This window comes from Mesorhizobium sp. M1027, from assembly GCF_040318745.1.
Taxonomy (GTDB): domain Bacteria; phylum Pseudomonadota; class Alphaproteobacteria; order Rhizobiales; family Rhizobiaceae; genus Mesorhizobium.
On the sequence record NZ_JAMYMW010000004.1, the window covers coordinates 199,538 to 219,678 of the forward strand.

19 protein-coding genes and 1 tRNA gene are annotated in these 20,141 nt (G+C 62.8%); 12 read left to right on the forward strand and 8 right to left on the reverse strand.

Annotated features, from left to right (window positions below; genetic code table 11):
- Positions 1–12: 12 nt before the first annotated feature.
- Positions 13–88: transfer RNA gene (locus tag NKH50_RS10065), tRNA-Thr, on the reverse strand.
- Between the two features lie 341 nt (positions 89–429).
- Between NKH50_RS10065 and NKH50_RS10070 the strand changes: the two genes are divergently transcribed.
- Positions 430–1,575 (forward strand): hypothetical protein, encoded by a 1,146-nt coding sequence (locus NKH50_RS10070; protein WP_352686879.1) that lies wholly within the window; start codon positions 430–432, stop codon positions 1,573–1,575.
- 102 nt (positions 1,576–1,677) lie between these two features.
- Here the strand turns inward: NKH50_RS10070 and NKH50_RS10075 are convergent, their stop codons facing one another.
- The gene (locus NKH50_RS10075) at positions 1,678–3,279 is read right to left on the reverse strand and encodes a cisplatin damage response ATP-dependent DNA ligase (protein WP_352878348.1); all 1,602 of its coding nucleotides are present in this window, start codon (positions 3,277–3,279) and stop codon (positions 1,678–1,680) included.
- Positions 3,280–3,517: 238 nt separating this feature from the next.
- Entirely contained in the window at positions 3,518–4,528 is a 1,011-nt protein-coding gene (locus NKH50_RS10080) for a ligase-associated DNA damage response exonuclease (RefSeq protein ID WP_352702546.1), read from the reverse strand.
- A 109-nt stretch (positions 4,529–4,637) separates the two neighbouring features.
- Between NKH50_RS10080 and NKH50_RS10085 the strand changes: the two genes are divergently transcribed.
- Both NKH50_RS10085 and NKH50_RS10090 read left to right on the forward strand, forming a co-directional pair.
- Positions 4,638–5,582, forward strand: coding sequence for a methyltransferase domain-containing protein (locus NKH50_RS10085; protein ID WP_352506110.1), 945 nt, complete (start codon positions 4,638–4,640; stop codon positions 5,580–5,582).
- A gap of 55 nt (positions 5,583–5,637) precedes the next feature.
- Positions 5,638–5,994, forward strand: a complete 357-nt coding sequence (locus NKH50_RS10090; protein ID WP_352702377.1) for a hypothetical protein — start codon at positions 5,638–5,640, stop codon at positions 5,992–5,994.
- 7 nt (positions 5,995–6,001) lie between these two features.
- Here NKH50_RS10090 and NKH50_RS10095 read toward each other — a convergent pair whose 3' ends face one another.
- Both NKH50_RS10095 and NKH50_RS10100 read right to left on the reverse strand, forming a co-directional pair.
- Positions 6,002–6,865, reverse strand: coding sequence for a prephenate dehydratase (locus NKH50_RS10095; RefSeq protein ID WP_254816209.1), 864 nt, complete (start codon positions 6,863–6,865; stop codon positions 6,002–6,004).
- Between the two features lie 33 nt (positions 6,866–6,898).
- The gene (locus tag NKH50_RS10100; protein ID WP_352506112.1) at positions 6,899–7,627 is read right to left on the reverse strand and encodes a 3-deoxy-manno-octulosonate cytidylyltransferase; all 729 of its coding nucleotides are present in this window, start codon (positions 7,625–7,627) and stop codon (positions 6,899–6,901) included.
- Between the two features lie 191 nt (positions 7,628–7,818).
- Between NKH50_RS10100 and NKH50_RS10105 the strand changes: the two genes are divergently transcribed.
- From NKH50_RS10105 to NKH50_RS10145, 9 genes are all read left to right on the forward strand, one after another.
- Positions 7,819–8,463 (forward strand): c-type cytochrome, encoded by a 645-nt coding sequence (locus NKH50_RS10105; protein WP_352740894.1) that lies wholly within the window; start codon positions 7,819–7,821, stop codon positions 8,461–8,463.
- Between the two features lie 173 nt (positions 8,464–8,636).
- The gene (locus tag NKH50_RS10110) at positions 8,637–10,520 is read left to right on the forward strand and encodes an extracellular solute-binding protein (RefSeq protein ID WP_352740896.1); all 1,884 of its coding nucleotides are present in this window, start codon (positions 8,637–8,639) and stop codon (positions 10,518–10,520) included.
- Entirely contained in the window at positions 10,520–12,388 is a 1,869-nt protein-coding gene (locus NKH50_RS10115; protein ID WP_352878354.1) for an extracellular solute-binding protein, read from the forward strand. Before NKH50_RS10110 ends, NKH50_RS10115 begins: the two co-directional genes overlap by 1 nt.
- 30 nt (positions 12,389–12,418) lie before the next feature.
- The gene (locus NKH50_RS10120; RefSeq protein ID WP_254816205.1) at positions 12,419–13,513 is read left to right on the forward strand and encodes a microcin C ABC transporter permease YejB; all 1,095 of its coding nucleotides are present in this window, start codon (positions 12,419–12,421) and stop codon (positions 13,511–13,513) included.
- Positions 13,513–14,652, forward strand: coding sequence for an ABC transporter permease (locus NKH50_RS10125; RefSeq protein WP_254816204.1), 1,140 nt, complete (start codon positions 13,513–13,515; stop codon positions 14,650–14,652). Before NKH50_RS10120 ends, NKH50_RS10125 begins: the two co-directional genes overlap by 1 nt.
- A gap of 224 nt (positions 14,653–14,876) precedes the next feature.
- Positions 14,877–15,110, forward strand: a complete 234-nt coding sequence (locus NKH50_RS10130; protein WP_352506116.1) for a hypothetical protein — start codon at positions 14,877–14,879, stop codon at positions 15,108–15,110.
- Positions 15,110–15,610: a type II toxin-antitoxin system VapC family toxin gene (locus NKH50_RS10135; RefSeq protein WP_352506117.1), complete on the forward strand. Its 501-nt coding sequence runs from the start codon at positions 15,110–15,112 to the stop codon at positions 15,608–15,610. Before NKH50_RS10130 ends, NKH50_RS10135 begins: the two co-directional genes overlap by 1 nt.
- Entirely contained in the window at positions 15,607–17,235 is a 1,629-nt protein-coding gene (locus tag NKH50_RS10140; RefSeq protein ID WP_352878359.1) for an ABC transporter ATP-binding protein, read from the forward strand. The genes NKH50_RS10135 and NKH50_RS10140 overlap by 4 nt, the downstream gene beginning before the upstream one ends.
- 95 nt (positions 17,236–17,330) lie before the next feature.
- Positions 17,331–18,272, forward strand: coding sequence for a 2-hydroxyacid dehydrogenase (locus tag NKH50_RS10145; RefSeq protein ID WP_352878362.1), 942 nt, complete (start codon positions 17,331–17,333; stop codon positions 18,270–18,272).
- A 26-nt stretch (positions 18,273–18,298) separates the two neighbouring features.
- Here NKH50_RS10145 and NKH50_RS10150 read toward each other — a convergent pair whose 3' ends face one another.
- From NKH50_RS10150 to NKH50_RS10160, 3 genes are read right to left on the reverse strand one after another with little or no spacing between them, the layout of a single operon-like run.
- Positions 18,299–18,601 (reverse strand): Dabb family protein, encoded by a 303-nt coding sequence (locus NKH50_RS10150; RefSeq protein WP_254816201.1) that lies wholly within the window; start codon positions 18,599–18,601, stop codon positions 18,299–18,301.
- Positions 18,602–18,626: 25 nt separating this feature from the next.
- Complete coding sequence (gene nudC / locus NKH50_RS10155) at positions 18,627–19,568, reverse strand: NAD(+) diphosphatase (RefSeq protein WP_352506120.1); 942 nt, start codon at positions 19,566–19,568, stop codon at positions 18,627–18,629.
- A 38-nt stretch (positions 19,569–19,606) separates the two neighbouring features.
- Positions 19,607–20,026: an HIT family protein gene (locus tag NKH50_RS10160; protein ID WP_023676868.1), complete on the reverse strand. Its 420-nt coding sequence runs from the start codon at positions 20,024–20,026 to the stop codon at positions 19,607–19,609.
- Positions 20,027–20,141: the final 115 nt, after the last annotated feature.

Consider the following 20,141-nt stretch of genomic DNA (forward strand, 5'->3'; position numbering starts at 1 on the left):
TCCAAGGATAACTGGTGCCGCTTGCGTGACTCGAACACGCGACCCCATCATTACGAATGATGTGCTCTACCAACTGAGCTAAAGCGGCCCGGGAAGCCGTGCTTCCAAGATGGGCTGGGTGATAGACGCAACCGGCCGCGAATTCAAGATGGCTGCGCGAATTCAGGACGAGCAATTCGTCTCCGTCCCAGGCCGGGCGCAAGGGCAGCCGCCGCGCCGATGCGATGCCGTATCGGCAGGCCGCCCCGTCCGTCACGTCGGGGCCGTGACGGAAAAATCAGCGAAAAAGGTTGATTTCTTTACCGAAAACCGCCGAAATGAGCTTTGTATCCCTCGGCAAGGCAGAATGCAGCCGCTCGCTTGTTGATTGATTGGTCGCCTGCGGCTAACGATCATGACAATGTGAGTGGAATTGCAGAGGGAATTCGTTTGGACGCGATCGAAAAAGCGATCCGCAACGCCTTTGAGAAAGGCAATGCCGACGACCGGGCGTTTCGCGAGCGGGTCTACCGATCGGCTTTCGCGGCACTCGACCGTGCCCTGCAGGCCAATCCAAACGTCACCGTGGAAGTCGCCATCAAGCGCCGCAAGGCGGTCCAGGCGAAGATCACCGAAATCGAATCGGAATTCCTGCCGGCGGTTACCGACGTCGCCGCGCCGACCGACAGTTTGGAGGCAGCACCGGAGGTGGAGCCTCCGGCCGAAGCCGAGCCCGCGCCGTCGCCCGATGTCGTCGTTGACGGTCCGCCGCAGCCGCCCGAATCCGATGCGCCCCGGTCGCGCGTCCTGCCGGTCGTCCCGGACATAATGCCCGATGCGCCTGTTCCCGAGGCGCCGGTGATCGACATGGGGGCCTCGGCTCCGACCGAAGCCGAAACCGACGACGCGGAAGTGACGCCCGACCGCGACGACCGGCGGGCGAGGCGGCGGCGCCTGCCTTTGACCGCGATCTTCTTCGGCGTGACGCTGCTCGCAGCCGCCGGCATCGGCCTTTATTTCGCCAACCAGACCGGCGTCTTCAAATCGGCGACCGAACTCGACACGGCGCCGCCGGAAGCGCCGCCAACGGTCGACGGCGATGATTTCACGCCGGACAACACCGCTTCGCCGCCAAAGCAGGGCGAGGCGGACCAGGCGCGCGACTGGATCAACGTGTTTTCGCCGGGTGACCCGACGCAGGTCAATGCACCGTCGGACGCCAAGGCCGACGTTATCCAGGACGAAAGCGGTTCCTTCCTGCGCATCCGCTCGGGTGCATCCGGTTCGGCCATCAGCTTCGACGTCGGGCAAGGCGTGCTGGAAAAACTCGCCGGCAAGCATGCCACATTCGACATCATCGCGCGCTCCGAGGAGGGCCAGGAGACGCAGATTTCCGTCGATTGCAATTTCGGCGAACTCGGCGACTGCGGCCGCAAGCGCTATGCCGTCGGTCGCGAGCGCAATGAATATCTGTTCGACGTGCGCTTTCCCGACAAGCATCCGGGTGCTGCGGGCACCATCGCCATCAATTCCGACTTCGACAAGCAGGGCAAGTCGGTCGACATCTACGAGATTCGCGTCTCGGTCGTTCCGTAAAGCACGTCGCGTTCGGACCGGCCTCATGCGACGCAGTTTAAATTCTTGTTTTGATGCATGTCGGTACCGCAAAACCGCTGCACGCTTTTTGCGCGACATGCATTAACTATCGAGCAGCGCCTGCAGCGTCTCGATGCGGTCGGCTTCCGCGGCCGGCTTGTCCCAGCGCAGCCGCGAAATGCGCGGAAAGCGCATGGCGACGCCGGATTTGTGCCGCGTCGAACGGTTAAGCCCTTCGAACGCCACCTCCAGCACCAGGCCATGTCTGCGGTCGGCCCGTACCGAGCGCACCGGGCCAAAGCGCTCAATCGTATTGTCGCGAACATATTTGTCGATTTGCCTCAGTTCCTCGTCGGTGAAGCCGAAATAGGCTTTTCCCACCGGCACCAGCTCCTCCGATCCCTCCGGCCCGGACCAGACGCCGAATGTGTAGTCGGAATAGAAGCTCGAGCGTTTGCCGTGGCCGCGCTGGGCGTACATCAGCACGGCGTCGACCGTGTGCGGATCGCGCTTCCATTTGAACCACGGCCCCTTCGGCCGCCCGGCCACATAGGGCGAATCCCAGCGCTTCAGCATGACGCCTTCGATGACCGGATGCAGCGGCTTGCGGCGCAATTCCTCCAGCGCCTGCCAGGTGGTGAATTCGACCAGCGGCGACAGATCGAAGCGACTCGGATCGAGTGTCCTCACGAAGGCCTCTAGCCGGCCGCGTCGTTGGCGGAAGGGCAATCCCCGCACATCCTCGTCACCAATCTGCAGCGCATCGTAGCAGCGCATGAAGGCGGGGTATTGCTGCTGGATCTTGGGTGACACGCTCTTGCGGTTCAGCCGCTGCTGCAGGTCCGAGAACGTGCCCGTCGCCTGCCTGGGGTCACCGACCAGAAGCTCGCCGTCGAGGGAGCCTGAAAAATCCATCGCCTCGGCAAGATCCGGAAAAGCGCCGGAGACATCGTCACCGGTGCGCGAATAGAGCCGGCGAATGCCGCCTTCGCAAACCGCCTGGACGCGGATGCCGTCCCATTTCCATTCGGCCGCGTAGTCGGCCGGGTCGAGCTTTTCGAGGTCGCCGTCGCCGACGGCGTTCGACAGCATCACTGGCCTGAACAGCGCCAGCGCCGTCTTCCTGGGTTTTTCCGCCTTGCCCTCCAGCCAGGCGAACAGAGCCGCATAAGGCGGCGTCAGCCCGTGCCAGAGTTCCTCGATCTCGGCGATATCGACCTTGCCGAAATCGGCCAGCGCCTGCTTGGCGAGCCGCGCCGAGACACCGATGCGCAGGCCGCCGGTGACCAGCTTTATGATGGCAAAGCGCGCGGACGTGCTGGCGCTGTCGAGCAGCCGGGCCAGCACCTGCGGCCCGTCGGAACGGCTTGCCGCCTGCAGCTTGGCCACCACCTCGGCCAGCGTCGGCGCGTGGTTCGCAATATCGAGAGGCGATTGCGGCCAGACCAGCGACACGGTCTCGGCCAGGTCGCCGACATAGTCGTAGGAATAGCCGAACAGCACGGGATCCATGCGCTCGATCACCAGCGTGCGCAGCATTGCCGGCTTGACCGCGGCGATGGAAAGATCGCCGGTAATGGCCGCCAGCGCCAGCCCGCGATCCGGATCCTCGACGCTGCGGAAATAGTCGGTCAAAAGCGTCAGCTTGCCGTTGCGCGACGGCGTCAGCACCAGCCGGTCGAGAAGCTCGGCGAAGCGGTTCATGAGCGGAGCGCCAAGGGGGGAAGTTTGCGATCCTTCGCGCCCCCCTCTGTCCTGCCGGACATCTCCCCCACGAGGGGGGAGATCGGATGTCGCGACTGGTTTCGCCAATCTCGAACGTCGCTGGAATGAGCGCGGCGGCGAAGAAGCCAATCTCCCCCCTTGCGGGGGAGATGGCCGGCAGGCCAGAGGGGGGTGTGAAGGATCGCGGCGCCCGCGATTGGTGGTTCAACAATTGCCATCAATCGCCCTCGTCCTCATAGCCGACGAGATGCAGCGGCCTGGCGGCGATGCCTTCGAGTTCGCACCAGCGCACCAGCGCCTCCTCGCGGCCATGCGTCACCCAGATTTCTTCCGCGCCGGTCTCCTTGATCGTTGCTGTCAGCTCGTCCCAGTCGGAGTGATCGGAGATAATCAGCGGCAGCTCGACGCCGCCCTGCTTGGCGCGCTGGCGGATGCGCATCCAGCCTGAGGCGAAGCACGACATCGGATCGGGAAAGCGCCGCGCCCAGCGATCGGCGAAGGCGGATGGCGGGCCGATGACGATGGCGCCGGCAAAGTCGCTTTTTTGGCCGGTCTCGACGGTCGCCGGTTCCAATGTGCCGAGATCTATGTCCTGGCTCTGGTAATATTCGCTGAGCTTGGCCAGCGCACCATGGATGTAGATCGGCTTTTCGTAGCCGGCATGGCGCAGCAGCCGCATGACACGCTGCGCCTTGCCCAGCGCATAAGCGCCGACCAGATGCGTGCGCTCGGGAAACTGTTCGGTCGATTTCAGCAGCCGGGCGATCTCTTCGGAATCGGGTGGATGGTGAAACACCGGCAGGCCGAACGTCGCCTCGGTGATGAAGACGTCGCACTGGAGCGGCTCGAACGGCTCGCAGGTCGCGTCGTTCTGGCGTTTATAGTCGCCGGACGCGACGATGCATGTGCCCTGATGCGCGACCTTGATCTGCGCCGAGCCCAGCACATGGCCGGCCGGGTGAAAGCTGACGGCCACACCGCCAAGCGCAATCGTCTCGCCGAGCACGGCGGCTTGCGTCGTTCCGGCAAAACCTTCGCCGTAACGCAGACCCATAATATCGAGCGTCTGCTGCGTCGCCATTACCGAGCGGTGGCCGGAGCGGGCATGGTCGGAATGGCCATGCGTGATCAGCGCCCGGTTGACCGGCCGCACCGGGTCGATGAAGAAATCGCCGGGCGGGCAATACAACCCTTCCGGCCGGGGATGAAGCAGGTCGCTGGCGCGCATGGCCCCAAGATAGGCGCTAATTCCGGCGCGGGAAGCCTGTTGTAAGTCACTGCTGACTCCAGCATAGAGCGCAAGCCGGGCTGCAAACACCCGGCGGAACTCGATCACGATGAAACCGCTCCAGACCTCGTCCGGCGATTTGACCGCCGACCGCCGCGCCGACTATGCCGAAATGCTCTATGCATCCGGCGATCATGCGGCAGCCGCGGAATTGCTGCTCGGCGCGCTCGAACTGGCGCCGCAATGGCCAGCCGGCTGGTTCCGCCTCGGCGAGATGCAGGAAGCGGCGGGCGCGCCCGATCGTGCCGCGCAGGCCTGGACGACGGCACTGCGGCTCGACCCGGCGGACAGGCTCGGCGCGGTGCTCAAGCTGCAATTGATCGGCAGGGCAGCGGCTGCCCAGGCGCCGCCCAGCGCCTTTGTCGAGACGCTTTACGACCACTATGCCGAAAGCTTCGAGGGTGAGCTGGTCGACAGGCTCGGCTACCGTCTGCCCGAATGCCTCGACCGCGCCATCCGGGCAGCACGGCCGGGCCGGTTTTCGCTGGCGCTCGATCTCGGCTGCGGCACCGGCCTCATGGGCCAGAAGCTGCGGCCAATCGCCGATCGGCTGGAGGGTTACGACATCTCGGCCGGCATGCTGAGGCAGGCGCGCGCCAAAGGCCTCTACGATCTGCTCGTCAAGACGGACCTGCAGGATTTTTGCTATTCTGGCCCGAAAGCCGATCTGGTGACGGCGGCCGATGTGTTTATCTATGTCGGCGCACTCGACAGGGTGGTGAACAAGATTGCCGGAATGCTTGCCGGCGGCGGTCTGTTTGCGTTCTCCGTCGAGACGCTCCCGGGCGGAGAATCGTCTGACAGTGCCGGCTTCGCCCTGCAGCCGTCGCGCCGCTACGCGCATTCGCGAGGCTATATAGAGCGGGTTCTGGATGCCGACGGCTTTTCGGTCCTGTCGCTGCAGGCAACGATCATCCGGCAGGATCGCCGCGAACCGGTCGAAGGGCTGGCCGTAGTGGCAAGCTTGCTTTCCGGCAGCGTAAAATCTGGCTAAGACTTCTGCCGCTGCGCATGAGAAGCCGCAGCGGCGAAAGACAAGGAGCACGTTCATGCGCTGGAACATGACGGTCTTGGCATCTTGCCTGGCGATGGCCGGCTGCGTCGGCAATTCGATGTCCGAACGGCAGGACGAAAACGTCCAGTCCTCGCTGCTGTATGACAAGGTGCCTTGCGATCAATTGCTGGCGCAACGAAACGGCCTGGCGCAGCAATATCATCTGCCGGTGGACGCCAAGCCGTCCTTCTCCAACCCGGCGACGGGCTTTGGCCCGTTCACGCCGGATATTCGCTCAAAAGCCAAGCGCGACGCCGACCAGGCAAGCGGCAAGATCGACGCCATGAACCGGTCGATTGCCCGCCGCGAATGCGGCAAGCCGGCCAAAAGGAACAAGCTCGGCCTGACCTGACCGGATCCTAATCCGCCACCTTCCACTGCTCGCGCGAGGCGCTGGCGGGATAGACGCCGAGAATGCGCATTTCGCGCGAGAAAAAGCGCAACTCGTCGAGTGCCAGCTTCACCAGCGGATCGTCGGGATGGCCCTCTATGTCGGCGTAGAACAGCGTCGCTGTAAACGCGCCGAGCTGGTAGCTTTCCAGCTTGGTCATGTTGATGCCGTTGGTGGCAAACCCGCCCATCGCCTTGTAGAGCGCCGCCGGCACGTTTCGGACGCGGAAGATGAAGGTCGTCATCATCTTGGCGTCGGCCGAGGGACGTTCGGCCCATTGCTTGTTCTTGGTCAGCACCACGAAGCGGGTGACGTTGCTGTCGGTGTCCTCGACATTCTCCTCGATGATGTCGAGTCCGTAGAGGGTCGAGGCCAGCGCCGGCGCCAGCGCGGCCATGGTGCGGTCCTTCATCGCGGCGACCATCTTGGCGGCGCCCGCGGTATCGCCGGCAACCGCCGCCTTCCAGCCGTTCTTGCGGATGTATTTGCGGCATTGGCCGAGCGCGTGGATGTGGCTGTGCACGGTCCTGATCTCGTCGCGCCTGACGCCGGGCAGCACCATCAGCTGGAAGTGGATCGGCAGAAAGTATTCGCCGATGATGTGCAGCTTCGATTCCGGCAAGAGGTGATGGATGTCGGCGACGCGACCGGCAATGGTGTTCTCGATCGGGATCATGGCCAGATCGGCCTTGCCGGTCTCGACGGCGTTGAAGGCGTCCTCGAAGGTCGGGCACGGCAACGGCTCCATCGACGGGAACATGTTGCGGCAGGCGGTGTCGGAATTGGCGCCCGGCTCGCCCTGGAAGGATATTTTGTTGGTCTTTTCAGGCATGCGCGGAGTCTCGGGAATTGGGGGAAGAATTTCTTAGTTGGAAAGGAGCGCCCTGGCGCGTTCGAGATCGTCCGGCGTATCGACGCCAAGCGGCACCGACTGCACGATCTCCGCATCGATGCGCATGCCAGCCTCCAGCGCCCGCAACTGCTCGAGCCGCTCGCGGCGCTCCAGCGGCGATGGCCTTAGCGCAACGAAGCGTTCGAGCGCGGCGCGGCGATAGGCATAGAGGCCGATATGATGGTAGAGCGGGCCTTCGCCCCAAGGGGCGGTGGCGCGGGTGAAATAGAGCGCCCTGAGCCGCGTCGTCGAGAGTGGCGAGCCGACCAGCTTGACGACGTTCGGATTGGTCTTTTCCTCATCGCGGACGATCTCGACGCAGAGCGTGGCGATATCCACCGCCGCGTTCTCGAAAGGCTTCAGCGCGGCACCGATAACAAGGGGGTCGATGGACGGCAGATCGCCCTGCACATTGACGATCGTCTCGACCGTCTTGCCGGGGTCGAGAATGGTCAGGGCTTCGAAGATGCGGTCGGAACCGGTTTCGTGGTCCGCCCGCGTCATCACCGCCTCGAAACCATGCGCGCGCACCGCCTCCGCAACGCCTTGCGTATCGGTGGCGACGACCACCCGGCCGAGCCCCGCCTCGGCAGCACGGCGGGCGACGTGGACGATCATCGGAGTGCCGGCAATGTCGGCCAGCGGCTTGCCCGGCAGGCGGGTCGAGGCCATGCGGGCCGGGATCAGGATGAGCGTGGACATGAGGCGGGCAGGGGCTCGAAAAAGAGGGGGACAAAAGTGGCAAAAGGTCTCACTGGCAGCGCCCTTATAGGTGTTGCAACGCCGGAGCAAAAGACCTAGTTTCCGCGCGATTTGACCGCCTCGCAGGGTGGTTCACGAACCGACGGACGGAGTGGACGGATCGGTCCGCCGGAAAAGGGAGCCTGGGGCGTATGGATTCCAACGAAGTCAACAAGCTGCTCGCCGGTTTCCTCGGCACGGTGTTCATCGTCTTTTCCGTTGGCATCGTATCTGACGCGCTGTTTGCCTCGCCGACGCCGGAAAAGCCCGGCTTCGCCATCGAGGCGACCGAGCCCGCCGAAGGCGGCCCGGCCGCTCCAGCCGCGGAGGCCAAGCCGATCGCCGAGCTGCTGGCCACCGCCAACGCCGAAGCGGGTGCCGCCATCTTCAAGAAATGCCAGGCCTGCCACTCCGGCGAAAAAGGCGGCCCCAACAAGGTTGGCCCCGATCTGTGGGACATCATCGACCGTCCGGTCGCCGAGCATGAGGGCTTTGCCTATTCGGCCGGCATGAAGGAGTTCTCCAAGGGCGGCAGCGAGAAGTGGACCTACGACAATCTCAACCACTTCATCACCTCGCCGAAGAAGTTCGTGAAGGGCACGGCGATGGGCTTCGCCGGCCTGCCGAAGGATGAGGACCGCGCCAACGTCATCGCCTATCTGCGCACGCTGTCGGACAATCCGAAGCCACTGCCGGCCCCCGGCGCCTCGGCCGAGAACGCGCCCGCCAAGCCGGCCGAAGGTGCAGCCCCTGCCAAGCCGGCAGAAGGCGCCGCTCCGGCCGCTCCCGCAAAATAACAAAACTGTAATGACATAATCCTTGAAAAAGCCGGGTTCAGCCCGGCTTTTTCGTTTGGGAAAATGCATATGCGACGACAAAGCCGCTCGGTTGCGGTTTTCAGCGCCGCCAAATGATCTAGATTGGGCCCAGACGCTATGGTGACGGCGCTATATCGCGAAGAGGAGAACGCATGACGGTTGGCCGAGCGCGGACGCTTCTGAAATCAGTGCTGATGCTGGCTGCTTTTGCCAGCGGCCTGCAGGTGGCCTTCGCGGACCAATGGCGCACGACCTCGTCGCTGATCGGCGAATCCAAATATGGCGACAATTTCCAGCACTACGATTACGTCAATCCGGATGCACCGAAGGGCGGCACGCTGAATTCGGTTGTGCTGGGCACGTTCGACAGCTTCAATCCCTACATCGTGCAGGGTTCGCCGGCCGCCGGCTTTGCACAGTTCGGCGGCGGCCTGCTCTACGACACGCTGATGGAGCAGGCGACCGACGAGGGCAGCACCAGCCATCCGCTGATCGCCGACGCCTATAAATATCCGGCCGACTATTCCTCGGCGACCTACCGGCTCGACCCGCGGGCCAAATGGCATGACGGCCAGCCGATCACCACGGACGACGTGATCTGGTCGTTCCAGGTACTGAAGGCCAACAGCCCGATGTACAGCCGCTATTTCGAGAACGTCACCGACGCCGTCGCCATCTCCGACCGCGAGGTCGAGTTCCATTTCAACCAGAAGGGCAACCGGGAGCTACCGAAGATCATCGGCGATCTCGTCGTGCTGCCCAAGCACTGGTGGGAAGGCACCGATGCCAGCGGCAAGAAGCGCGACGTCACCAAACCGACGCAGGAGCCGCCGCTGGGATCGGCCGCCTACAAGATCGCCAGCTTCAAGCCGGGCTCCGAAATCATCTGGCAGCGCGTGCCCGATTACTGGGCGGCCAAGCTGCCCGTAAAAATTGGCCGCGAGAATTTCGACAGGCAGCGTTTCAGCTATTTTCTCGACGACAATGCCGCCTGGCAGGCCTTCACCAAGGGCGGCTTGGACGACATCAAGCCGGAGAACAGTTCGAGGCGCTGGAACACGGCCTATAATTTCCCGGCAGTCAAGGCCGGTGACGTCATCAAGAAGGAATTCAAGACCGCGTCGCCCGAACCGATGCAGGCCTTCATGCTCAACACCAGGCGCCCGCTGTTTCAGGATCGCCTGGTGCGCGCCGCGCTGATGTACCCGTTCGACTTCGAGACAATGAACCGGACCCTGTTCTTCGGTTCCAACACCCGCACCAGCAGCTATTTCCAGGGCACGGAACTGGCGTCGAGCGGCCTGCCGCAGGGCAAGGAACTGGAGATCCTGGAGCAGTACCGCGACAAGCTGCCGCCCGAAGTCTTCACCCAGGAATTCAAGCTGCCGGTCTACGACACCCCGCAGGCGGAGCGCAAATACCTGAAGGCCGCGGTCGATCTGTTCGCCAAGGCAGGCTGGGTGATCAAGGGCGGCAAGATGGTCAACGCCAAGACCGGCGAACCGTTCAAATTCGAGATCCTCGGCTGGAACGACACCGACCAGGTCATCGCCAGCCCGTATATCGCCAATCTGCGCAAAATCGGCGTCGACGCCACGCTGCGCCTGATCGACCAGACCCAGTATATCAACCGCGTCACCCATTTCGACTTTGACGTGGTCACCTCGATACTCGGCCAGTCGGACTCTCCCGGCAATGAACAGCGCGATTTCTGGAGCTCCAAGGCCGCCGATTCGCCGGGATCGCGCAATTACGCCGGCATCAAGAATCCGGTCGTCGATGCGCTGGTCGACCGGATCATTTATGCCACCGACCGCGACGATCTCGTTGCCGCCACCCATGCGCTCGACCGGGTGCTGTTGTGGAATTTCTACGTCGTGCCGCAATATTACCGCGCCGTGGTCTGGCTCGCCTACTGGAACAAGTTCGGTATGCCGGAAAAGCAGCCCGCCTATAGCGGCGTCGACCAGAATTCCTGGTGGATCGACCCGGCCAGGGAAAAGGCGCTGGCGGCCAAATACAAGAGCGGCAATTGATGGCGGCGCTGCCCCGTCGCGACTTCCTCGCCCTGGGCGGTGCCGCCGCGGCCGCAGCGCTGCTGCCCGGCCGGGCTTTCGCGGCCATTCCAACCGGCGTAAAACTGCACGGGTTGTCGGCTTTTGGCGATCTCAAATATCCTCCGGATTTCACGCATTTCGACTATGTCAATCCGGACGCTCCCAAGGGCGGCCGGATGAATTTCGCCCCGCCGAACTCCACCCTCAATCAGAGTTTCCTGACTTTCAACACGCTGAACTCACTGGTGTTGAAGGGGGATTCGCCGCCGCGCACCGAGCTCTGCTTCGATTCGCTGATGGCAAGGGCAGTCGACGAACCGGATGCGGTCTACGGCCTGCTTGCCGAATCCGTTACCTTGTCGCAGGATCGCAATGGCTACCGCTTCAGCCTGCGGCCACAAGCGCGCTTCCATGACGGGTCGCCGCTGACCGCCGACGACATTGCCTTCGCCTTGAACCTCTACAAAGACCGGGGACATCCGAACCTTTCCCAAGCGCTGCGGCATATGACGGAAGCGGTCGCAATCGATCCGCTTACAGTCAACCTCACCTTCAACGGCCAACAGTCCGCGCAGAATATCCTCGCCATCGCCGTAATGCCGATCGTGTCGAAAGCTTTCTACACCGCCAATGATTTCGACGTCTCGACGATGACCCCACCGCTCAGCTCCGGACCATACAGGGTTGGACGGGTGGTGGCCGGGCAGACTGTCGAATATGAACGCCTCGCCGACTATTGGGGCCGCGATCTGGCCGTGAACCGCGGCAGTTATAATTTCGACCGCATCCGTATCGATTTCTACCTTGATCGCCAGGCAGCCTTTGAAGCATTCAAGAAAGGGGATACGCATTTTCGCGAGGAGTTCACCTCGCGGGTATGGGCGACCGGCTACGACTTTCCAGCACTGAAGGATGGCAGGGTCGTCAAACGCGAATTTCCCGGCGAGAAAACGCCATCCATGCAGGCTGTCGCGCTGAACCAGCGCCGTCCGCAGTTCCGCGACATTCGCGCGAGACGGGCAATCGCCTATTGCTTCGACTTCGAATGGACCAGGCGGGTTCTGTTTTTCGACTCCTACGAGCGTTCGCAATCGAACTTCGAGCGATCGGATTACAAGGCCAAGGGCCTGCCCTCACCCAGGGAGTTGGCCCTGCTGGAGCCGTTTCGAGCCGAGTTGCCGCCGGAGACCTTCGGCGAACCGGTGATGCAACCCGTCTCCGACGGCTCCGGGCACGACCGTAAGATGCTGCGCGCGGCTTCGAGGCTGCTTGCCGAAGGCGGCTGGAAGCGAGCGGGCAATTTCGTCGTCAACGACAAAGGCGAGCGCCTGCGCGTGGAAATGCTTGCCGAGGACGAGGGTCTCGTTCGTATTTTCGCGCCGTGGTCCGAGAATATGAAGGCGATCGGCATCGACGCTTCGATCCGGCAGGTCGACTCGACGCAATTTGAAGCGCGGCAGAGCAATTTTGACTTCGACTTCAACATGCTCGCATGGTCGATCGGAGCGACGCCCACCGCCGACGGTTTGGAGATTCTCTATGCTTCCCGAATGGCGAAAACGCCGGGGATGCGCAACTATCCGGGTACGGAAAGCAAAGCCATCGACGCGCTGATCGAGGCAGCCGGCAAGGCGCAGAGCCGGATCGAACTGGTCACCGCGCTCAACGCGCTCGATCGGGTCTTGCGCGCGCGGCTAGACTGGATTCCAACATATCATCTGGCGAATCACCGAGCAGCCTTCTGGGACATGTTCGGCTTTCCCGCTCAAAAGCCGGATTACGACTTTCCGGTCGAGACGTCGTGGTGGTTCGACAAAGACAAGGCGGCAAAGATTGGCAAAGGCTGAGATTTTTGCACAAGCGAGGCAGGGAACCTGATGGGCGCCTATATACTGCGCCGCATCCTGTTGATGATCCCGACCCTGTTCGGCATCATGGCGGTATCCTTCGCCGTCATCCAGTTCGCGCCGGGCGGGCCGGTCGAGCAGGTCATCGCCAGGCTGACCAACCAGGGCGGCAGCGATCGCCTCGGCGGCGGCGGGGGTGATGCCGGCGGCGCCAATTTCGACGTCGCCGGCGACGTCGGCTCGAAATACCGTGGCGCGCAGGGGCTCGACCCGGAATTCATCAAGAAGCTGGAGAAGCAGTTCGGTTTCGACAAGCCGCCGCTCGAGCGGTTCGGCATGATGCTGTGGAACTATCTCCGCTTCGATTTCGGCGACAGCTATTTCCGCGACATATCGGTGCTCGACCTGATCCTGGAAAAGATGCCGGTGTCGATCTCGATCGGGCTGTGGATCACGCTTTTGTCCTATCTGATCTCGATCCCGCTCGGCATCCGCAAGGCGGTCAAGGACGGCTCCACCTTCGACGTCTGGACCAGCGGCGTCGTCATTGTCGGTTACGCCATTCCGGGCTTCCTGTTCGGCATATTGCTGATGGTGCTGTTTGCCGGCGGCTCGTTCTGGGACTGGTTTCCGCTGCGCGGCCTCACCTCCGACAATTGGGACCAGCTGTCGTGGCCGCAGCGGATTGTCGACTATTTCTGGCACATGACCCTGCCGCTGACGGCGCTGGTGCTGTCGGCCTTCGCCACGACGACGTTGCTCACCAAGAATTCCTTCCTCGAGGAAATCCGCAAGCAATATGTGGTCACAGCCCGCGCCAAGGGCCTGTCGGAGCGGCAGGTGCTTTATGGCCACGTCTTCCGCAACGCCATGCTGATCGTCATCGCCGGTTTCCCCGGTGCCTTCATCTCGGCATTCTTCACCGGGTCGCTGCTGATCGAGAACATCTTTTCGCTCGACGGCCTCGGCCTGCTTGGTTTCAACTCGGTGGTGCAACGCGACTATCCGGTGGTCTTCGCCAATCTCTACATCTTCTCGCTGCTTGGCCTGTTCGTCGGGCTGCTGTCCGACCTGATCTATACCTGGGTCGATCCGCGCATCGACTTCGAGCGGAGAGACGTCTGATGGCGCAGGCGACAGCCGAAACGGCGCCGCCTCGGATCGCGCGGCCCTTTCTGTCGCCGCTCAACCAGCGGCGCCTGCAGAACTTCAAGTCCAACCGGCGCGGCTACTGGTCGTTGTGGATTTTCCTGTTCCTGTTCGTGCTGTCGCTGGTTTCCGAACTGATCGCCAACGACAAGCCGATCATCGCCTCCTACAAGGGCGAGATCCTGTTTCCGGTCCTGGTCGCCTATCCCGAGGAGAAGTTCGGCGGCTTCTATGCGGTCACCGACTACCGCGACCCGGTCATCCAGGACGAGATCAATGCCAATGGCTGGATGGTCTGGCCGCCGGTGCGCTACTCCTACCAGACCGTCAACAACGCCATTCCCGAAGCAGCACCGACCAAGCCGTCCTGGCTCTACGACAAGAAGACGCGCTGCAACCAGTATCCGAAAGGCGAAGCGGACCCCAATTGCAACGTCGGCAACTGGAACTGGCTGGGCACCGACGACCAGGCCCGCGACGTGCTGGCGCGCGTCATCTACGGCTTCAGGATATCGGTGCTGTTCGGCCTGATCCTGACCGCCGGCTCGGCGCTGATCGGCGTGGCGGCCGGCGCCTTGCAGGGCTATTTCGGCGGCTGGACCGACCTTCTTTTCCAGCGCTTCATCGAGATCTGGTCGGCGATCCCGGTGCTGTATCTGCTCTTGATCGTCGCCGCCATCCTGCCGCCCGGTTTCTTCATCCTGCTCGGATTGATGCTGCTGTTCTCCTGGGTTGCGCTGGTCGGCGTGGTGCGGGCCGAGTTCCTGCGCGCCCGCAACTTCGAATATGTCAATGCGGCGCGCGCGCTCGGCGTGCCCAACATCACCATCATGTTCCGGCATCTGCTGCCCAATGCCATGGTGGCGACGCTGACCTTCCTGCCCTTCCTGCTCAGCGGCTCGATCTCGACGCTGACCTCGCTCGACTATCTCGGCTTCGGCCTGCCGCCCGGCTCCGCCTCACTGGGCGAGTTGTTGAAGCAGGCGCAGCGCAACCTCAATGCCCCCTGGCTCGGCATTTCCGGCTTCGTCGTCATCTCGCTGATGCTGTCGCTGCTGGTCTTCGTCGGCGAGGCCACCCGCGACGCCTTCGATCCGCGCAAGACGTTCAGATGAGGGCGATGCAGGCTGGCATTCGGCATGTTATATTCCGGAAATGGCAATCCGGACAAAAGCGGACGTACCCTCAAGTGACCGGCGGCTTTGATCGGTGAAACACCAGTGGCAGCCATCGCTCGATCACTGGAGAGCAAATTGGCCGATATGAGCGAACCCGGAGCCATGACGGTGTGTTGGCGTCCGTGCAGTCCGTCAATCCGCACGTTGGGGAAGGAAGGGTTATGAATAGGATCATCCTTGAACACTACCCGGCATCGAAGCTCCCGGATGAACTGCGAAAAGGCATAGCGCCGAGCGCCTCGGTCAGAGTGACAGTGGAGGAGGAGGCCAACAGGCCCCTTGGCCGCGAACAATTGCTTGAACTCATGCGGGATGCTCAGGCCAACGCGCCGGGAACAAGCCTCGACGAGGCTGTCGCGCGTGTTCGTGCCCTCCGCGATGAGTGGGAGGATTGATGGCTGCAGTCCGGCTTTATGTCGACACCAACATTTTCATCTATGCCTTTGAAAACAATGATGCGCTTGCAAACAAACTGCTTCAGCTCATTTCACTGAACGAGGGCAGAAAGCAGCCTTTCCTGGCGACGAGTGAGATCGTGCTCGCGGAGTTGATGGTCGATCCCTTGAGAAAGAACAATGAGCGACTGATCGAGCTCTACGACAATATTTCAATCGGCAATGCCTTCATCTCAATTGGGACGATAACTCGCGACGTTCTCTGGCACGCAGCACAGTTACGTTCGGAATTCCTTTCGTTGAGATTACCAGACGCGATCCATCTTTCCACAGCGATGCACTTCGGCTGCACCCAATTTCTGACCGCGGACACGAGGTTGAAAGAGACCTATTCTATCGCACCAAATCGTCTCGTCCCCCCTCAAATGGCAGCCAAAATTTCGATCATACGACCGGAAATTTCCGCCTTGGACAGGGTTGTCGCGGAAGTTGAGCTATGACCCCCCCTCTCCTCTCGGTCCAGGATCTCAGCGTCGCCTTCACGCAAGGCGGCAGCCAGTCGGTCGCCGTCGACCATATCTCCTTCGACCTCGCCAAGGGCGAGACGGTGGCGCTGGTCGGCGAATCCGGCTCCGGCAAGTCGGTCACCGCGCTGGCGGTGCTGAAGCTGCTGCCCTATCCGACCGCCAGCCACCCGTCGGGAAAGATCCTGTTCCTCGGCGCCGACCTGCTTGCCGCGGACGAGAGAGACTTGCGCCGCGTGCGCGGCAACAAGATCACCATGATCTTCCAGGAGCCGATGACCTCGCTCAACCCGCTGCACACGATCGAGCAGCAGATCGTCGAGGTGCTGAAGCTGCACCAGGGCCTGGGCGATCGCAACGCCAAGGCGCGCACGCTGGAACTTCTGCACGAGGTCGGCATCCGCGAACCGGAAAAACGGCTCGACGCCTATCCGCACCAGCTTTCCGGCGGCCAGCGCCAGCGCGTCATGATCGCCATGGCGCTCGCCAACGAGCCTGAACTGTTGATCGCCGACGAGCCGACGACCGCGCTCGACGTCACCGTCCAGGCGCAGATCCTCGAATTGCTGGCCGGCCTGAAAAGCCGCAAGAACATGTCGATGCTGTTCATCACCCACGATCTCGGCATCGTCAGGAAGATCGCCGACCGGGTCTGCGTGATGACCAAGGGCAAGATCGTCGAGACCGGCCCGACCAAGGAGATATTCGCCAATCCGCAGCACGCCTACACGCGGCATCTGCTTGCCGCCGAGCCGAAAGGCAAGCCGCCGGCGGCCAACCAGGCCGCCAAGCCGGTGATGGTCGGCAAGGACGTCAAGGTCTGGTTTCCGATCAAGAAGGGCTTCTTCCGGCGCACCGTCGACAATGTGAAGGCGGTCGACGGCATCGACGTCACCGTGCGGGCCGGCCAGACGCTTGGCGTCGTCGGCGAATCCGGCTCAGGCAAGACGACGCTCGGCCTGGCGCTGGCCAGGATGATCTCGTCGACGGGGACCATCCAGTTCAACGGACGCGGCATCGATCAGCTGTCCTTCAGCGAAATGCGGCCGTTGCGACGCGAGTTGCAGATCGTCTTCCAGGATCCGTTCGGTTCGCTCAGTCCGCGCATGTCGGTCGCCGAGATCATCGAGGAAGGGTTGAAGATCCACGAGCCGAAACTGTCTCCCGATGCGCGCGACGAGCGTGTCGTCGACGTCCTGAAGGAAGTCGGCCTCGATCCGGCGACGCGCAACCGCTATCCGCACGAATTCTCCGGCGGCCAGCGCCAGCGCGTCGCCATCGCGCGCGCCATGGTGCTCAACCCGCGTTTCGTCATGCTGGACGAGCCGACCTCGGCGCTCGACATGAGCGTGCAGGCGCAGGTCGTCGACCTCTTGCGCAGCCTGCAGGCCAAGCACGATCTCGCCTACCTCTTCATCAGCCACGATCTGAGGGTCATCCGCGCGCTCGCCAACGAAGTCATCGTCATGCGTAATGGCAGGATCGTCGAGGCCGGTCCTTCCGAACAGATTTTCGGCAACCCGCGGACCGACTATACAAAGGCGTTGATCTCGGCCGCCTTCAAGATCGAAACGGCGCCGGTCGGTATCGTCAGCGAGTAGATTTTCGCCAGAGATCATGCACTAAATCAAAACGCTGCCGCGCCCCTGCGAGTCCGGACGCGAACGCTGTTGGTAAAAGGGAAAAACAATCCGCAATGGAAAAAGGCCGCATCCTGCTTGCCCTCACCGGTATTCATCCGCTGCGCTGGCGCGAACTGCTGTCGGCGGAGCGCGAAGTGGTGCTCGAGCCGAATGGCGCCGGCGATCCCTCGATCACCTATGCGGTGGTGTGGAAACAGCGGCCGAACCTGTTGTCGTCGCTGCCCAATCTGCGGGCAATCTTCTCGATCGGCGCCGGCGTCGACCACATTTTCGCCGATCCCACCTTGCCCGACGTACCGGTCGTCAAGGTGGTCGCCGACAACCTTACCCAGTACATGACCGAATACGTCGTCTGGCGGGTGCTCGACCACCATCGCCAGGGCATGCTCTACCGCGCCCAGCAGCAGAAGAAGATCTGGCACGAGCCGCAGCAGCGGCCGGCCGGCGACATCTCGGTCGGCATTATGGGGCTCGGCACGCTTGGCCGCGCGGCGGCATCGGTACTGTTGTCGCTCGGCTTTCCCGTTAATGGCTGGTCGCGCAGCGATCGGCCGATGCAAGGTGTCTCGACTTACGCGGGCGAGGCCGGCCTGATCCCGTTCCTCAACGCCACCGATATCCTGGTGGTGCTGTTGCCGCTGACGCCACAGACGCACGGCATCATCAACCACGGCGTGCTGAAGGAGCTGCGCAAGCGCAATGGCCTCGGCGGCGCGGTGCTGATCAATGCCGGGCGCGGAAGGCTGCAGAAGGACGCCGACATTTTGCGCGCGCTGGACGACGGCACGCTGAAGGAAGCCAGCCTCGACGTGTTCGAGGTCGAGCCGCTGCCGAAGACCAGCCCGCTATGGAGCCACCCGAAAGTGTTCGTGACGCCGCACGCGGCGGCAACTTCCGATCCGGTCCACCTGGCGCCGATCATGCTGCGTCAGATGGACGCCTTCGAGCGCGGCGAAGCGCTGGAAAATGTGGTGGATCGCGACGCGGGGTATTGATTTTTTTAGAGCGTCGCTTTCCAGTCTCAGCCCCAGCCGAGCGGCACGTAGTCGATCTCCATAAACGCCTCGACCTCCGGGATCCAGCGGTCGCGGACGAAGGCGACGTGGTCGGGATGGTCGTTGTAGCCGGAGTAAGCCCGCTGATCGGCGAACTCCATCGAGAAGCCGAAGCGGTAGTCGTTCTTGGGGCTGACCTGCCGCAACTGCTCGAAATGCGTGACGCCCTTTATCGCCGTGAGGATCGTTTTGGCGTCGGCGAGGAACCTTTTTTCCTCAAGCGAATGCGGCGGGTGCTTTAGCGTGAACACGACGGTGTGACGGATCATTTTTTGCTCCTGCGATGTCTTCGTATCACGCGCTGTCGGCCCAGGCGCGGATAAGGTTATAGGCGATCGCCCCCTTCGGCGGTGTCACCAGGCCGCCCGGATGCTCGCGGGCCAGCATCGAGAGCACCTCGTCGCGAAAGAACCAGCGGCAATCTTCCAGCTCGTTGAAGTCGGGGTGGATATCGTCGTTGAGCGGTTCGCCGAAGCAGCCGATCATCAGCGAATAGGGAAACGGCCAGGGCTGGCTGGCGTGGTAGACGACGCGGCCTAGCCGAATGCCGGCTTCCTCCAGCGTTTCGCGGCGCACCGCCGCCTCGATCGTCTCGCCCGGCTCGATGAAACCGGCGAGCGCCGAATACATGCCGGGCCCGAAATGCCGGCCGCGGCCGAGCAGGCATTTTTCGCGTGTTGCCGTCAGCATGATCGCCACCGGGTCGGTGCGCGGAAAGTGCTCCGTGCCGCAGGCCGGGCAATGCCGCTTGTAACCGCCCGCCCGCATCTCGGCTTCGGTGCCGCACTTGCTGCAGAAGCGATGGCTGGCATGCCAGGCAAGCAGCGCCGCCCCTTGCGCCAGCGCGCCGGCGGCCGCTTCGTCGATCAACCCCTGCATATAGACCGAGCGATAGTCGATGGCCTTGATCGTCTCGGGAAGCTGCTCGGGCTCGACTCCGGCCGGCACCGCCAGCACCGGGCCGCTTTCGGAAAAACCGAGCAGCACGCCGTTTTCGAGCGATGCTTCGAGCGGCCGGCATTCGGCCACGCCGAACCAGGGGTCGAATGCGCCTTGCGCAAGCTTCAGATAGAGCCGGCCGCCACGCATCAGCAAAAGCCGCGCCGAAGGATCGGCGAGTGCCTTTTCGACGGAATCGTCGGCGCGGTTTTCGGACTGCCGGTCGATAATGTTGCCGGCGAAGCCGACGAACTGGCTCGGCTCGCGCAAGGGCGCGTCAAACAGGCGAAAGCTCATGCAGACTCGGGAAGGTTCAAGATGGACACGGGGGAGGCTTATAGCGCTGCCTTGATCTTTTCCGCAAACTTGCGGAGGTCGGAGCGCTGATAGGGCTCGCGCAGGCCGTGCCCCCACACCGGGCCGGGCCAGCCGGGATCGCCTTCCGAGCGCGCAATAACGTGTACATGCAACTGGCGCACGATGTTGCCGAGTGCACCGGTATTGATCTTGGTGCAGCCGGTCACCCGCTTCAGCGCCAGCGCCACCATATTGGTCTCGAAGGTCAGCATCGCCTGGTCGAGCGGCGTCATATCGTGGATTTCCTCGATGCCCGGCCGCTGCGGCACCAGCAGCAGCCATGGCCAGCGGCGGTCGTTCATGACGCGCAATTCGCACAGGCCGAGCCACATCAGCTGTTCGCTGTCGGCTTCCAGCTGGGCGTCAAGCGTGAATCCGGCCTTGAGGCCCGGCAGCATCGGCGTTTCCCTCACTTTTGGACGTTTTTTGAACTCTATCGACGCTAGAGCGGCTTCCGAAGGGCCGCAAGGGGCAGCAAGCAACATTGGCCGTCGCGGCGCTGATTGTGCGCGA